The 13,672-nt window shown below is 37.5% G+C and carries 14 protein-coding genes; 9 read left to right on the plus strand and 5 right to left on the minus strand.

From position 1 onward, the window contains the following. Positions 1-167: 167 nt before the first annotated feature. The 7 genes from lptC to DMP02_RS06860 all read left to right on the plus strand — a co-directional run bounded on the left by lptC (position 168) and on the right by DMP02_RS06860 (position 4,758). Complete coding sequence (gene lptC, locus DMP02_RS06830; RefSeq protein WP_126323393.1) at positions 168-740, plus strand: LPS export ABC transporter periplasmic protein LptC; 573 nt, start codon at positions 168-170, stop codon at positions 738-740. A gap of 8 nt (positions 741-748) precedes the next feature. Beyond that, entirely contained in the window at positions 749-1,282 is a 534-nt protein-coding gene (gene lptA / locus DMP02_RS06835; RefSeq protein WP_126323394.1) for a lipopolysaccharide transport periplasmic protein LptA, read from the plus strand. After that, positions 1,279-2,007: an LPS export ABC transporter ATP-binding protein gene (gene lptB / locus DMP02_RS06840; RefSeq protein WP_126323395.1), complete on the plus strand. Its 729-nt coding sequence runs from the start codon at positions 1,279-1,281 to the stop codon at positions 2,005-2,007. The genes lptA and lptB overlap by 4 nt, the downstream gene beginning before the upstream one ends. Positions 2,008-2,116: 109 nt before the next feature. Beyond that, a complete protein-coding gene (gene hpf, locus DMP02_RS06845; RefSeq protein ID WP_126323396.1) occupies positions 2,117-2,455 on the plus strand; it encodes a ribosome hibernation-promoting factor, HPF/YfiA family in 339 nt (112 codons plus the stop codon). A 133-nt stretch (positions 2,456-2,588) separates the two neighbouring features. Continuing rightward, positions 2,589-3,956 (plus strand): adenylosuccinate lyase, encoded by a 1,368-nt coding sequence (gene purB / locus DMP02_RS06850; protein ID WP_126323526.1) that lies wholly within the window; start codon positions 2,589-2,591, stop codon positions 3,954-3,956. A gap of 25 nt (positions 3,957-3,981) precedes the next feature. Beyond that, positions 3,982-4,218: a hypothetical protein gene (locus DMP02_RS06855; RefSeq protein ID WP_126323397.1), complete on the plus strand. Its 237-nt coding sequence runs from the start codon at positions 3,982-3,984 to the stop codon at positions 4,216-4,218. Between the two features lie 9 nt (positions 4,219-4,227). Beyond that, positions 4,228-4,758: a hypothetical protein gene (locus DMP02_RS06860; protein WP_126323398.1), complete on the plus strand. Its 531-nt coding sequence runs from the start codon at positions 4,228-4,230 to the stop codon at positions 4,756-4,758. A gap of 20 nt (positions 4,759-4,778) precedes the next feature. Here the strand turns inward: DMP02_RS06860 and DMP02_RS06865 are convergent, their stop codons facing one another. From DMP02_RS06865 to clpB, 3 genes are all read right to left on the minus strand, one after another. Beyond that, a complete protein-coding gene (locus DMP02_RS06865; RefSeq protein WP_126323399.1) occupies positions 4,779-6,584 on the minus strand; it encodes an ankyrin repeat domain-containing protein in 1,806 nt (601 codons plus the stop codon). Then, entirely contained in the window at positions 6,518-7,711 is a 1,194-nt protein-coding gene (locus tag DMP02_RS06870) for a hypothetical protein (RefSeq protein ID WP_126323400.1), read from the minus strand. Before DMP02_RS06870 ends, DMP02_RS06865 begins: the two co-directional genes overlap by 67 nt. Positions 7,712-8,010: 299 nt before the next feature. After that, entirely contained in the window at positions 8,011-10,617 is a 2,607-nt protein-coding gene (clpB, locus tag DMP02_RS06875; RefSeq protein ID WP_126323401.1) for an ATP-dependent chaperone ClpB, read from the minus strand. Positions 10,618-10,938: 321 nt separating this feature from the next. Between clpB and DMP02_RS06880 the strand changes: the two genes are divergently transcribed. After that, positions 10,939-11,898, plus strand: coding sequence for a S49 family peptidase (locus DMP02_RS06880; RefSeq protein WP_126323402.1), 960 nt, complete (start codon positions 10,939-10,941; stop codon positions 11,896-11,898). A 6-nt stretch (positions 11,899-11,904) separates the two neighbouring features. Further along, complete coding sequence (locus DMP02_RS06885; RefSeq protein WP_232019641.1) at positions 11,905-12,297, plus strand: type IV pilin protein; 393 nt, start codon at positions 11,905-11,907, stop codon at positions 12,295-12,297. Here the strand turns inward: DMP02_RS06885 and ispH are convergent. Together ispH and DMP02_RS06895 are read right to left on the minus strand one after the other, a co-directional pair. Continuing rightward, positions 12,286-13,236, minus strand: coding sequence for a 4-hydroxy-3-methylbut-2-enyl diphosphate reductase (ispH, locus tag DMP02_RS06890; RefSeq protein WP_232019642.1), 951 nt, complete (start codon positions 13,234-13,236; stop codon positions 12,286-12,288). The two genes, DMP02_RS06885 and ispH, sit on opposite strands and share 12 nt — an antisense overlap. Then, entirely contained in the window at positions 13,233-13,643 is a 411-nt protein-coding gene (locus DMP02_RS06895) for a response regulator (protein WP_232019643.1), read from the minus strand. The genes ispH and DMP02_RS06895 overlap by 4 nt, the downstream gene beginning before the upstream one ends. Positions 13,644-13,672: the final 29 nt, after the last annotated feature.

Genomic DNA, 13,672 nt, shown 5'->3' on the forward strand with positions numbered 1-13,672 from the left:
ATTTCACTATATTCAATTTTAACTAGAAAAATTGCTGTGGGTATACTCACAGCAATTGGATTTTTGGCAAGGCGCCGCGAAAATGAGCAACCGGAGTGTATATATGATACATGAGGATTGCGAATTGAGCGGCAACGCAGCAAAAAATTCAAGTGCGAAGAGTATATATGTTTTCTAAAACACTATTCATTAATCTCATTCTCGTCGCAATGATCTTATTGGGCACTTGGTATACCTGGCAGCAATTAACCCGAAGTACCAATGCCTTTACAGAGCGACACCAGCCCGATACTTATGCTACGCAAGTCACTATGTTTCATACGGACGCTGACGGAAATCTACATGATCAATTAAAAACACCTTTATCTATTCACTATCCTCTAGACGATAGTATTTCGCTTGCGACGCCGTTATTCAATTTGTTCTTAAAAAACAATGAAACGTGGGACCTTTCGGCTAAATATGGCAAGCTAAAAGAAAGTAATGATCACTTACAGCTTTGGGATAATGTAAAACTGATACAAAAAAAAGGTTCTAATACGAATATTTCATCCACCTTAACGACTTCTATTTTAAACATTAATCTTAAAGAAAAAACGGCAGATACTGCTGCGCCTGTGGTCATCACACAAGCCAATCAAGTGCTTAATGCGGTAGGCTTACATGCCGATTTTAATACCAAAACTATCCAACTTTTATCCCAAGTCAAAGGACAGCTCAAACCTACTAAAAGTAAGTGAGGTTTTAGATGCAGGAATGCAATTATCTACGACAGAAAATTAATAAAAAATTTTATTTAATCTTAACGTTATTCGCTTTAGTTGTTTTTTATCCTTACGCCTATGCAAATATTGATAACCAACAAGACATCAATGTTGAGGCCGATAGCTTACAATTTAATAATGAAACCAAGGTGGGTATCTACCAAGGGCATATCAAAGTAACACAAGGAAGCCGCATCCTTACTGCCGATCATGCCACCAGTTATTCTAACCGAGCAGGGGAAATTGTTAAGATTATTGCCTCAGGACATCCCGCGGTTTACCACGCCCTTATCTTTCATAAACACCCTAAGTTAATTGCTACTGGAAACACTATCTATTATTATCCCTTAACAGATTACCTAGAGGCCGTAGGGGATGCACAGATTATTCAAGGCCAAAACCGTTTTCAAGGCCCACAAATTAACTATGACTTTAAGAAAAAAACCGTAGCCTCTCCCTTATCAAAAGAAGGACATACCCAAATTACATTGGCTCCACTTCAAGCACTGCACTCATGAGTAACAAACTACAAGCCATCAACTTAGCAAAACGTTACCACACCCGTGTTGTCGTTAAAAACGTCTCCCTGGAAGTAGAACCCGGTGAAGTAGTGGGCTTATTGGGCCCCAATGGTGCAGGGAAAACAACCAGTTTTTATCTGATCGTTGGCTTAGTTGAAAGTGCACAAGGTAAAATCTTACTCAATAATCGGAATATTACCCACCTCCCTATGCATACACGCGCGAAAGCCGGCATAGGCTATTTACCGCAAGAGCCCTCTATATTTCGCAAATTAACGGTGGCTGATAATATTCTTGCTATCCTGCAATTACGTAAAGATCTCAGTAAAGAGCAACGTAAGCAGCATCTAGAAAATTTGTTGCATGAATTTCATATTACCCATGTACGCGATATCTTAGGTATCAGCTTATCCGGCGGCGAGCGGCGACGTGTAGAAATTGCACGTGCTTTGGCCATGGAACCTAAATTCATGTTATTAGATGAGCCCTTTGCGGGGATTGACCCCATCTCTGTTGTAGACATTAAACGTATGATTACCCATCTTAGTCATCGGGGGATTGGTGTATTAATTACTGACCACAATGTTCGAGAAACCCTAACGATTTGTAAACGGGCTTATATTGTCAGCGAAGGGGAGACGATCTATGCCGGCACACCCAAAGAAGTGTTGAATAATCAGCGCGTGAGGGAGGTTTATTTAGGTCACGAATTTGATCTCTAGATCCAACAATCCCCTTCAGCGCTTCCTGTTTTCCCTACTCAAGCTACGATATACTAAAGCGACGTAAAAATTATATTTTATAACACTTAAAATCAACTAGGGGTTGTTAATGCAAATTACTATTACAAATGATGGCATAGAGGCAACGGATGCATTGAAACAGCACATATTGGATAAATTTAAACGCTTAGATCGCATCCTCACTAAAGCAACGTCTATACATGTAACCCTAAGTATAGAAAACTTAGAACAAATCGCTAAAGCGCTGGTACATGCACACGGCACAGAATTTTATGCGCGTGCTGAATCTGAAGATTTATATAACGCCATTGATAACTTAATTGATAAAATTGAATTACAAGTCAATAAACACAAGCAAAAAGAAAAGGAAAAACGACACGATAGGTCAGAAAAATTCGATAACGGCTATACTGACGAAGAACTTTGATGAAGCCACATCCGTCATGGCGAGCGAATGAAATGAGCGTGGCCATCTCGGTTATGAAAATCTAGATTGCCGCGCGTCTTCGACGCTCGCAATGACGATCATCATTTATACTTATTTTTTTATCGAGGCTATTGTGCAACTAAACTCTTTAACGGCAATATCCCCTATTGATGGGCGTTATCACAGCAAAGTAGCTGAATTACGCCCTTTATTTAGTGAATATGGGTTATTTCGCTTTAGAGTTTTGATCGAAATTCGCTGGTTACAGACCCTTGCAAACCATGACCCGATTAAAGAAGTTAGGCCTTTTTCAGAAAAAACTAATAAGCAACTCGATGCCATTATTAAAGAATTTGATGAACATGACGCACAACAGATTAAAAAATTTGAAGCAACTACAAACCATGATATCAAGGCCATTGAATATTTTTTAAAAGAAAAAATAAAAAAAAATTCCGAACTTAAAAAGTGCAGTGAATTCATTCATTTTGCGTGTACATCCGATGATATTAATAATCTTGCCTATGCTTTGATGCTTAAAGAAGCTGCTGAAAACTGTCTGATACCGGCTATTCAAACGCTTATCACACAATTAAAAAGTTTGGCGCAAAACTATGCTGCCCACCCTATGCTTGCTCGTACCCATGGACAAGCCGCTGTGCCAACCACCATGGGCAAAGAATTGGCCAATTTTGCGGCACGTTTAACGATTCAGCTTGAACAGTTTTCTAAACTTAAACTACGCGGCAAATTCAACGGTGCTATTGGCAACTATAACGCACACCGTATTGCCTATCCCGATATCCATTGGCCTGAAATTTCCAAACAATTTGTTGAAAGCTTAGGGTTAACTTGGAATCCTTACACCACACAAATCGAATCACATGATTCCATTGCGGATTATTGTGATGCCCTTAAACACATCAATACGATTTTAATTAACCTATCCGCTGATATGTGGGGATATATTTCATTAGGTTATTTTAAACAAAAATCTAAGGCCGAAGAAACGGGCTCTTCGACGATGCCGCATAAAATTAATCCCATCGATTTTGAAAATGCTGAAGGCAATCTTAGCCTTGCTAATAGCTTGTACGAACATTTTTCCCGTACTTTACCCGTTTCACGTTGGCAACGAGATTTAAGAGACTCTACTTTACTACGTAATTTAGGGGTTGCACTTGCGCATAGCTTAATTGGCTATAAAAGCCTATTAAGCGGGTTGGAAAAAATTGAGCTTGATACCGCGAAATTAACCGAAGATTTAAATCAACATTGGGAAATCTTATCCGAAGCGATCCAAACCGTTTTGAGAAGATATGGCAGCGAAATGCCTTACGAAAAATTAAAAGCATTAACGCGTGGTAAAAAAATTAATCAGGAATCCCTACACCAGTTCATTCATGGACTTGAGCTGCCTGAAAACGTAAAACAACAATTATTAGCGCTAACACCGACAAATTATTTAGGATATGCGATTGAATTAGCACAGCAGCTCTAACTAAACTGAGTTACTCAAGGATCTTATGAGTGTAAACTGTTCTAATAAGTTACTCCTTGCCTTAATTGGCTGGCTCAATCGAGAAGTTGACCCTGTTCAAGAATTTCCTCTTAGCGACTTTAACAAGCTTAAACATGAATTACGCCCCTGTGATGTATTACTCATCGAGGGTCGTAAACGTATCAGCCGAATAATTAAGTTGATCACTCAAACCTCATGGTCACACTCAGCACTTTATATCGGTCGCTTACAGGATATTTAAGATAAAACCATGCAAGAAAAAGTGGCTAAATTTTATCATAGTAATGTCCAAGATCAGTTAGTCATTGAAAGCTTACTAGGCGAAGGTACTGTGGTTTCGCCACTTAATAAATATACTAATGAACATATTCGCATTTGCCGCCCCAGAGGAATTCTGCATCAAGATGCTCAAAACGTTATTAACTACACCATAGAACGCTTGGGGGTGCAATATGACTTCCGTCAGATTTTAGATTTAGGGCGATTTTTATTACCTTGGCCACTTTTACCACGAAAATGGCATTCCACACTATTCAATTACAAACCAGGAAATAGTTTAAAAGAAAGTTGCTCTGCACTACTCACGGAAGCGTTTCAATCGGTTAATTTCCCCATCATGCCGCAGATAGAGCAAGATGGTGAAACATTCAAAATTTTAAAAGGAAACCCTCGCTTAATGACACCTAAAGATTTCGATTATTCACCTTATTTTGAAATAATTAAATATCCTATGTCTTTATCAAAGTCCGAAATTTATAAAAATTGGCCTTGGGCATCTTAAGCTTAACAAGCAAATCAAGGTTAATAAATAAAACGTAAATTATCAGTTACTTGTTGGAGCAGGTCGAATATAGTTTCATTTAGTGCAGCAAAGCTAAATAATAACCGATCGCTTATCGATCCTGTAGAAACATAATTTTCTTTACAGTTCTCCGTACTTTCAGGCAGTAATTTAGAATAAATATTAACTATCTTTCCTAACCTTCCATTTCTTAAACATGGATTAGACGCTTTCATGTTTAATATTATTTTTTTTAAAGTTGTAGATTCTATATCTCTTTCAGATAAAATATTTTTTAATTCTGTCGCTGCAGTTAGTTTTTCTTCTGTCGAGTAACCAAAATTACATTTAAAAAATCGGGTTGTATGTGTAATATTTTTATTTTTTCTATTAAAAAGATCTTCTAAATAGCTATTTAATAATATTTTAGCGGTATATAAATTCCAAGCATGATCAGCTGTATGACTCAAAAATGTATACACGAGTTCTTTTGGGCCAAAATCAGTAATATTTTGCTCTATAAATTCTATGATCGCTATCAATTCAGGGTGTTCATTTAAAGAGTTCATTACTTTTCCCAATACACTTAACCCATATAAACCGTTTGAAAGGATCAGCTGATTCAATATTTTTGAATCAAATTTCTCTTTATTATCCTTTACAAAGTTTAATAGAGGCGACACGGCTTCAGGTTGATAACACACTGCTATATGCAATGCATTCCAACCGTCTTTATCCTTAGTTAAAAGCATTTGCTGGATGAATGCCCAATCAAATTTCTCTTTATTATCCTTCATAAAGTTTAATAGATGCAATACGGCTTCAGGCTGATAACGTAATGCTAAATTCAACGGGTTAGCACCGTATTTATTCTTAGTTAAAAGCATTTGCTGGACGAATGCCCAATCAAATTTCTCTTTATTATCCTTTATGAAGTTTAGTAGAGGCGACACAGCTTCTGGTTGATAACGCGCTGCTAAACTCAACGCGCTATGACCACTATTAGTCTTATTTAAAAGCATTTGCTGGATTAATGCCCCATCAAATTCCTCTTTATTATCATTTACAAAGTTTAATAGATATGATACGACTTCAGAGTGGTTACACACCGCCATCATCAATACATTAATGCCTGTTGTACTTTTATTTAAAAGCATTTGCTGGATGAATGTCGAACCAAATTTCTCTTTATTGTCTTTTACAAAACTTAATAGATACAATACCGCTTCAGACTGATAACGCGCCGCTAAACTCAACGCGCTATGACCACTATTAGTCTTATTTAAAAGCATTTGCTGGATAAATGTCGAACCAAATTTCTCTTTATTGTCTTTTACAAAATTTAATAGATACAATACCGCTTCAGGTTGATAACGCACGGCTAAACTCAACGCGTTATGACCATCATTAGTCTTATTTAAAAGCATTTGCTGGGCTATTAATTCCCAATCCAATTTTTCTTTATTGTCCTTCACAAAGTTTAATAGAGGCAATACGGTTTTAGATTGATAACGCACTGCTAAATTTAACGCATTATCACCGTCTTTCGTCTTATTTAAAAGCATTTTCTGGATTAATGTCCAATCCAATTTCTCTTTATTATCCTTTACAAAGCTTAATAGCGACGATACAAACTCAGGTTGATAACGCACTGCCGCCATCAACATATTCCAACCGTTTTTATCTAAAAAAAACAGTATATCCCGCACGCTACCCATATTATTAGGATTGCTTCTTATATCTTTTAAAATTAAATAGATTAATAATTTAAAAAATTCAATCGTGTTACTATTAGATGATTTTTTTCTATAGTTTTTATAAGCCAAGATATTGTTTTATCAATTAATGCTGGACAATCTCTTAGATTTTCCCAATAAGCAGCGAACTCTGTTTCAATTTTTTTTAATTGCGAATAAACATCATTATTATTAAATAAGCTATCCATAATGTATTTATTTTCACTGCCAAGCAATTGGTTATTACGTAATAAACTGCTAAACGAGGCACAATCTACTAGGCTATGTATATCATTTTCTGAAATCGCTTTAACAAAATAACCTTCTTTGAGCAGAGTATTAAAAAAACAGTTTCTTACTACATTCCATTTAATATCTTTTAATATAGGCAAATAACAATCTTCATCATCATCTGAATAAACTATTTCAAAAAAATCTTGGCAAGTAAGATTTTTAAAAGTTTCTGCATGGAGGTATGTTTTAATTTTTTCAGTTATGTTTTCTGCGATACCTACGGTATACCCTGTAGCTTGAGCCCCCTGATAATCGGATAAACTAGCGAGTCCTCGTAGTTGTTTTTCTAATAGAAAAGGTAAGTAAAACGGAGTAAATTTTTCTGAAAATTCTTTTTCTAAATATTTTTTAATTTCGGAATATGTTAAGTTCGAAGAAAAGGGGTCCTTAAAATTTCCTTTAACTCCTAGATTGTTATTAGCAGCAATTTGCAACACCTGATTCCACGCATGGATTTGCTGCGTCTGGGTAGTTGCAAGCTTAGCCGCTACTGTATTTACAAGATCGAGTCGCGATTGATAGAGTAATTCATCTAAATTTTGTGGCTCTTGTAACGAAGTCACTATATCCGCAACTCGGTTAATAAACCCTGGCGTGCAAAATTCAATATCTTCAGTTAACTTCAAAACTATGGCGCTATAGTAAGAACTTTTGCAATTTAAATGAGAAAGCGTTAAATAAATAAATTGCAACGCTTCTTTTAGTGAAATAGTAGAATTTCTAAATAAAAGAGGATATTTATTGAGATCAGCATTTTTTAGATGTTTATTAAAAGCATCAACCTTTACATTGCATAACCCAGATAATTTTTCAAACCAATCTTCAGGTAATGACTGTAAGTTTTTTAAATCAGGAAGATTAGGTGGAATACATTGAAAGCACCTATCGCTTAGATTAGATGATTTGGAATTTAACCTTGGCATATCGTCTTCCCTTTTTAAACTATTTAAAATTAATTAGAAAAACGTAAAACTCTTACAGACTATCAAATTTTTATATTTTTGTACATAATTTTTACATTCGAGCTAAAATAACAACAAATTAACAGATATAAGTATTCAAAAAATTTAGGACAAAAAAATCAGGGGAAATAGCATTAAAAATAAAGAATAAAATGCAAAAAAAGAAAGTAGCTATCCACATCAGAATTTAAATGATCGAGCAGTTTTATCATTATTTCTTATTGAATTTTAATCAAATGTAATTTTCTAATTTTTTATTTTTATTCTTTATTTTTCGGCTTAGTTTTACCTTTAGTATGTATGATCATTTCATCTTTTTTATAATCCACCTGTATTTTATCGCCTGCCACAAATTCTCCGGCAATCAACGCACGCGCAATCGGGTTTTCCAACTCTTGTTGAATAGCACGCTTGAGGGGTCGTGCACCATAAACAGGATCATAACCAACCGCTGCAATATGATCGATCGCCGTTTCACTCACGTCTAATTTCAAATCACGCTCCTTCAAACGCTGACGTAAGCGTTCCAATTGAATAGATGTAATCGTATGAATCTGTTTTTGTGTGAGCGAATGAAATACAACCACTTCATCCACACGATTAATAAATTCTGGCCGAAAATGTTGTGAAATAACCTCCATAACCGTGCTCTTCAACGTTGCATAATCAGCTTTGGGTGCTAATTCTTGTATCAATTGAGAACCCAAATTCGATGTCATCACAACCACCGTATTGCGAAAATCAACCGTACGTCCATGCCCATCGGTTAAGCGACCATCTTCCAATACCTGTAATAAAATATTAAATACATCCGCATGTGCCTTTTCAATCTCATCCAGCAATACAACCGAATAAGGTTTACGACGAACGGCTTCGGTTAAATAACCACCCTCTTCATAACCTACATAACCAGGCGGCGCACCGATTAAACGCGAAACAGAATGCTTTTCCATAAATTCAGACATATCTAAACGTACCATGGCATCATCTGAATCAAATAAAAATGCCGCTAAGGCTTTACATACTTCGGTTTTACCCACACCGGTGGGACCAGAAAAAATGAAAGAACCAATGGGGCGGTTTGGATCCGATAACCCTGCACGAGAACGAAGAATCGCATTGGCCACCACTGCAATCGCTTCATCTTGACCAACAACGCGCTTATGCAATGCTTTTTCCATCTGCAATAATTTTTCACGTTCACCTTCCAACATCTTAGAAACAGGAATGCCCGTCCATTTGGAAACAATTTCAGCAATTTCTTTTTCAGTCACTTTATTACGTACTAAATGTGTTTCCTGTTTTTCCATTTTATGCGCGGCTTGTAATTGTTTTTCTAAAGCAGGAATTTGACCGTATTGCAATTCTGACATTTTGTTTAAGTCACCGGAGCGACGAGCCTTTTCTAATTCAAATTGTGCTTTTTCAAGATCGCTCTTTATTTTTTGTTCGCCTTGCAACGTGGCTTTTTCAGCTTTCCATATTTCGTTTAAATCAGCATATTTTTTTTCGAGCTCGCTCACTTCTTTTTGCAAGTTATGTAAGCGTTTTTTAGACGCTTCATCCGTCTCTTTTTTTAAGGCTTCGCGTTCAATTTTTAATTGGATTAAACGTCTATCTAAACGATCCAACTCTTCAGGTTTAGAATCAATCTCAATACGAATACGACTAGCAGCCTCATCGATAAGATCGATAGCTTTATCAGGTAAGTTTCGATCCGAAATGTAGCGATGTGATAAAGTAGCGGCAGCAAGAATAGCAGAATCGGTAATTTCGACACCATGGTGAATTTCATAACGCTGCTTTAGGCCACGTAATATGGCCACCGTATCTTCAACACTGGGCTCGTCAACCAATATTTTTTGAAATCTTCGCTCTAGTGCGGCATCTTTTTCAATATAATTGCGATATTCATTTAATGTGGTTGCACCAATACAATGCAATTGGCCGCGTGCTAAAGCGGGTTTTAACATATTACCAGCATCCATTGCACCTTCTGCTTTTCCAGCACCGACCATGGTATGTAATTCATCAATAAATAAAATAATCTGCCCTTCTTGCTTAGCCAAATCATTCAACACGGCTTTCAAACGTTCTTCAAATTCACCTCGGTATTTTGCACCTGCAATTAATGCGCCCATATCCAGCGCTAACAAACGTTTATTTTTTAGACCTTCTGGTACTTCATGATTAATAATTCGTTGTGCAAGCCCTTCAACAACCGCTGTTTTACCAACACCGGGCTCACCAATTAACACCGGATTATTTTTTGTTCGCCTTTGTAACACTTGTATCGTTCGACGAATCACATCATCACGTCCTATTACCGGATCAAGCTTGCCTTGTGCGGCTTGCACCGTTAAATCGATGGTGTATTTTTCTAAGGCACCGCGTCGCCCCTCGGCTTCTGGATCACTAACACCCTCTCCACCACGAATATCTTTAATCGATGCTTCAATCGCCGCCTTCGATGCACCGGCTTTTCGCAATAAATCACCCAAGATACTTTTATCGTCAACCGCCGCTAATACAAATAATTCACTGGATAGATATTCATCTTTGCGTTGCTGTGCCAATTTATCGGTTACATTAAGCAAACGCGTTAAATCATTAGACGGATAAATCTCCCCCGGCTTTGCTGCTTGAAGCGTTGGCAACCGATCGATGGCATCATCTAATTCTTTAGATAATTGGCTTAAATTAACATTTGATTTCGTCAGCAACGGTCTTGCCGTTCCATCTTCCTGCGATAACAATGCCTTCATTAAGTGGATCGGTTCAATAAATGCATTATCACGTCCTACCGCCAGTGATTGGGATTCAGCTATAGCGGCCTGAAACTGACTAGTTAATTTATTAAGACTCATATTTCCTCTGCGAGTTTGCTGTTATAACGATCTATACTCTTCGCACTTGAACTTTCGGCTGCGTTCCCGCTCGGTTCGCAATCCTCATGTATGTTGTATACACTGCGGTTGCTCTCCTTCGCGGCGCCTTGCCGAAAATCCTATTGCTGTGAGTATATTACTTATTCTTAGAGCTAATAGTTTAGTCCAATTAAAAAAAATCAAGTGTTCCTACCAATTTATAGCTAAAAATTAATGCAATGGCTATATGATGTAAAAAAAGGGTAAACTAAACCTGTTTTTTCGTATGTTAAAATAAACTTGGAAATCAATAGAGGCTTTATGACAGAAGAAGTATCAGGCAATTCACAGTGGGAACACAGAACCCTAGAAAAACTACTATTCAATACACTCAAAGAACAGCGTGCCAAGCGTCGTTGGAACATTTTTTTTAAACTCTTATTTTTTACGCTTCTTATTAGCTTTTTAGCCGCTCTATGGCTAAACCCAGGAAATTTACCTAACTCAACGAAAACAAAGCCTCATATTGGCCTTATCGATGTACGAGGCATTATCAGCGATAGTGCAGCTGCTAATGCGGATAATGTGATTGAAAGCCTAAAAAATGCCTTTGATAATAAAAACACACAAGCTATTATCTTACGCATCAATAGTCCTGGAGGAAGCCCGGTTCAAGCTTCACAAATTTACCAAGAAATCCGTTACTTACGTACCCAACATCCAACTATCAAACTTTATGCTGTCTGTGGTGATTTATGTGCTTCAGCGGCTTACTATATTGCTTCAGCCAGTGATGATATCTATGCGGATCCTTCCAGTATAGTCGGCTCGATTGGTGTACGCATGGACAGCTTCGGTTTTGTAGACACCATGAAAAAGCTCGGCGTTGAACGACGTTTGATAACCGCAGGCGATCATAAAGGCTTTTTAGATCCTTTTTCTCCGCAAAAACCGGATGAAAAACAAATTGCTGCGCATATGATACAAGGCGTTCATCAACAATTTATTAATGCTGTTAAACAAGGTCGTGGGGATCGATTAAAAGAGAACCCTGCACTTTTCTCTGGTTTAGCCTGGAGCGGACAAGAAGCTTTATCACTTGGGCTTATTGATGGATTTGGTGATTTAAGCTCTGTTTCTCGTGATCTTATTAAAAATAAAAATATTGTAGATTACACGGTAAAACCTGGTTTACTAGAACAACTTTCCGATCGCATGGGTGCTTCATTTGCAGCAAAAATAAGCACTAGTCTAGGGATTACGCCTAAAGGGTTTGGTTAGGAAAACATGTCAGGCAGGATGGCAGCCGGGTTTAGTTTATTTGAATTGTTAATTACATTAAGCATCATTGGCATTTTAGCGAGTGTTGCTTATCCCATTTATACACATGCTATTATCAAAACCCGTCGCGCTGAAGCAAAAATTGCCTTAATTAATCTGGCAAATCGCATGGAAATCTATTTTTTGGAGAACAATAATAGTTATGCCGATGCCAGCCTTAGCAAATTAGGTTTTCATGAAAAAACAGATAAAAACCTCTATCATTTATCTTTAAGTAGCACCAACAATAGCTATAAACTTGTAGCCACCGCAACATTCACTGATCCGGAATGCCATCGCTTACTACTCAATGAGTTAGGAGAGAAAACAAGCATTGGAGACTCACAATCATGCTGGTAAACGTAACTCACGCGGCAGAGCAAATGAAATATTTTCAACCTGGCCACTTAGCTCGGATACTAGACAGGATTGCCAATTTGGAAGTGATTTTAAATATTTAATAACATCTTGTACTAAAACCTCAGGTGCAGAAGCACCCGCGGTAATACCAATTGAAAATTTTCCTATTAACCATTCCGATACAATATCTTGCGCGGAATCAATCAAATAAGCCGACTTACCTAATCGCTCCACTAGTTCTCTTAGCCGATTTGAATTCGAACTATTGGCCGATCCTAAAACCAATACCACATCGCATTGATCCGCCAACGCCTCAACGGCTTGCTGACGATTTTGGGTGGCGTAACAAATATCTTCTTTCTTCGGCGCTGATATCTGCGGAAAACGTTCGCACAATACTTGAATAATAGCCTGTGTATCATATACCGATAAAGTCGTTTGGGTGACATAAGCCAGCGAACACGGGTTTTTAACATGAAGAGAATCTATATCTTTTATATTTTCTATCAAATAAATATCGCCTTCGGGATTATCATAATGCCCAAGCGTACCTTCAACTTCAGGATGACCAGCATGCCCAATTAAAATACATTCTTGGCCTAAGCGACTATAACGCGCGACCTCCATGTGGACTTTGGTCACTAAAGGGCAAGTCGCATCAAATACGCGCAACCCACGTTGTCGTGCCTGTTCCTTCACCGACTGAGAAACACCATGTGCACTAAAAATCGCCGTAGATCCAGAAGGAATTTCTAGCACATCTTCAATAAAAATAACGCCTTGTTGCTGTAGTTCGGTTACTACCGTCTTATTATGAACGACTTCATGGCGAACATAGATAGGTTGTCCAAATAAACTCAGTGCACGTTTGACAATTTCTATGGCACGATCAACGCCTGCACAAAAGCCTCGTGGATTCGCTAAAATAATTTGCATCATAAAGAGTCCTTAAATTTTTGTATTTTTTTCACAATAGCTAATAATAGCGGCTTAGAAATGGGCTTATAGAAAAAATCATATACTCCCTGACGTAGCGCATCACATCTTTCTTCATGGCTTGCTTCCCCTGTCAATAAAACGACAGGAATATCTCTTAGTAACGTCCGCTTCATTTTAGCTAACAATTCTAAGCCATGTAGTTTAGGCATCACTCTATCGGCGAAGACTACAAAAAATTCATCGGGTGATTGTTGCAAGAAATCCCAAGCCTGTTGCCCATCTTTAGCCATAACACAAGAATAACCGGCATCTTCTAGGTATTGGCTCATTACCCTTAGTGCTAAAAGATCATCATCTACTAATAATATTTTTTTTAAATTTTTATTTTTTTTATACATTTGTTGCATACATTTACTTCCGTCGTCATGGCGAGGCT

The sequence above is a fragment of the Candidatus Rickettsiella viridis genome, assembly GCF_003966755.1.
Classification (GTDB): Bacteria; Pseudomonadota; Gammaproteobacteria; order Diplorickettsiales; family Diplorickettsiaceae; genus Rickettsiella_B; species Rickettsiella_B viridis.

What these genes read in the sequence shown, in the direction of transcription:
- lptC (WP_126323393.1), top strand. Translation starts at nt 168, where the DNA reads ATGTTTTCTAAAACACTATTCATTAATCTCATTCTCGTCGCAATGATC.
- lptA (WP_126323394.1), top strand. Translation starts at nt 749, where the DNA reads ATGCAGGAATGCAATTATCTACGACAGAAAATTAATAAAAAATTTTAT.
- lptB (WP_126323395.1), top strand. Translation starts at nt 1,279, where the DNA reads ATGAGTAACAAACTACAAGCCATCAACTTAGCAAAACGTTACCACACC.
- hpf (WP_126323396.1), top strand. Translation starts at nt 2,117, where the DNA reads ATGCAAATTACTATTACAAATGATGGCATAGAGGCAACGGATGCATTG.
- DMP02_RS06855 (WP_126323397.1), top strand. Translation starts at nt 3,982, where the DNA reads ATGAGTGTAAACTGTTCTAATAAGTTACTCCTTGCCTTAATTGGCTGG.
- DMP02_RS06860 (WP_126323398.1), top strand. Translation starts at nt 4,228, where the DNA reads ATGCAAGAAAAAGTGGCTAAATTTTATCATAGTAATGTCCAAGATCAG.
- DMP02_RS06870 (WP_126323400.1), bottom strand. Translation starts at nt 7,711, where the DNA reads ATGCCAAGGTTAAATTCCAAATCATCTAATCTAAGCGATAGGTGCTTT.
- clpB (WP_126323401.1), bottom strand. Translation starts at nt 10,617, where the DNA reads ATGAGTCTTAATAAATTAACTAGTCAGTTTCAGGCCGCTATAGCTGAA.
- DMP02_RS06880 (WP_126323402.1), top strand. Translation starts at nt 10,939, where the DNA reads ATGACAGAAGAAGTATCAGGCAATTCACAGTGGGAACACAGAACCCTA.
- DMP02_RS06885 (WP_232019641.1), top strand. Translation starts at nt 11,905, where the DNA reads ATGTCAGGCAGGATGGCAGCCGGGTTTAGTTTATTTGAATTGTTAATT.
- ispH (WP_232019642.1), bottom strand. Translation starts at nt 13,236, where the DNA reads ATGATGCAAATTATTTTAGCGAATCCACGAGGCTTTTGTGCAGGCGTT.
- DMP02_RS06895 (WP_232019643.1), bottom strand. Translation starts at nt 13,643, where the DNA reads ATGCAACAAATGTATAAAAAAAATAAAAATTTAAAAAAAATATTATTA.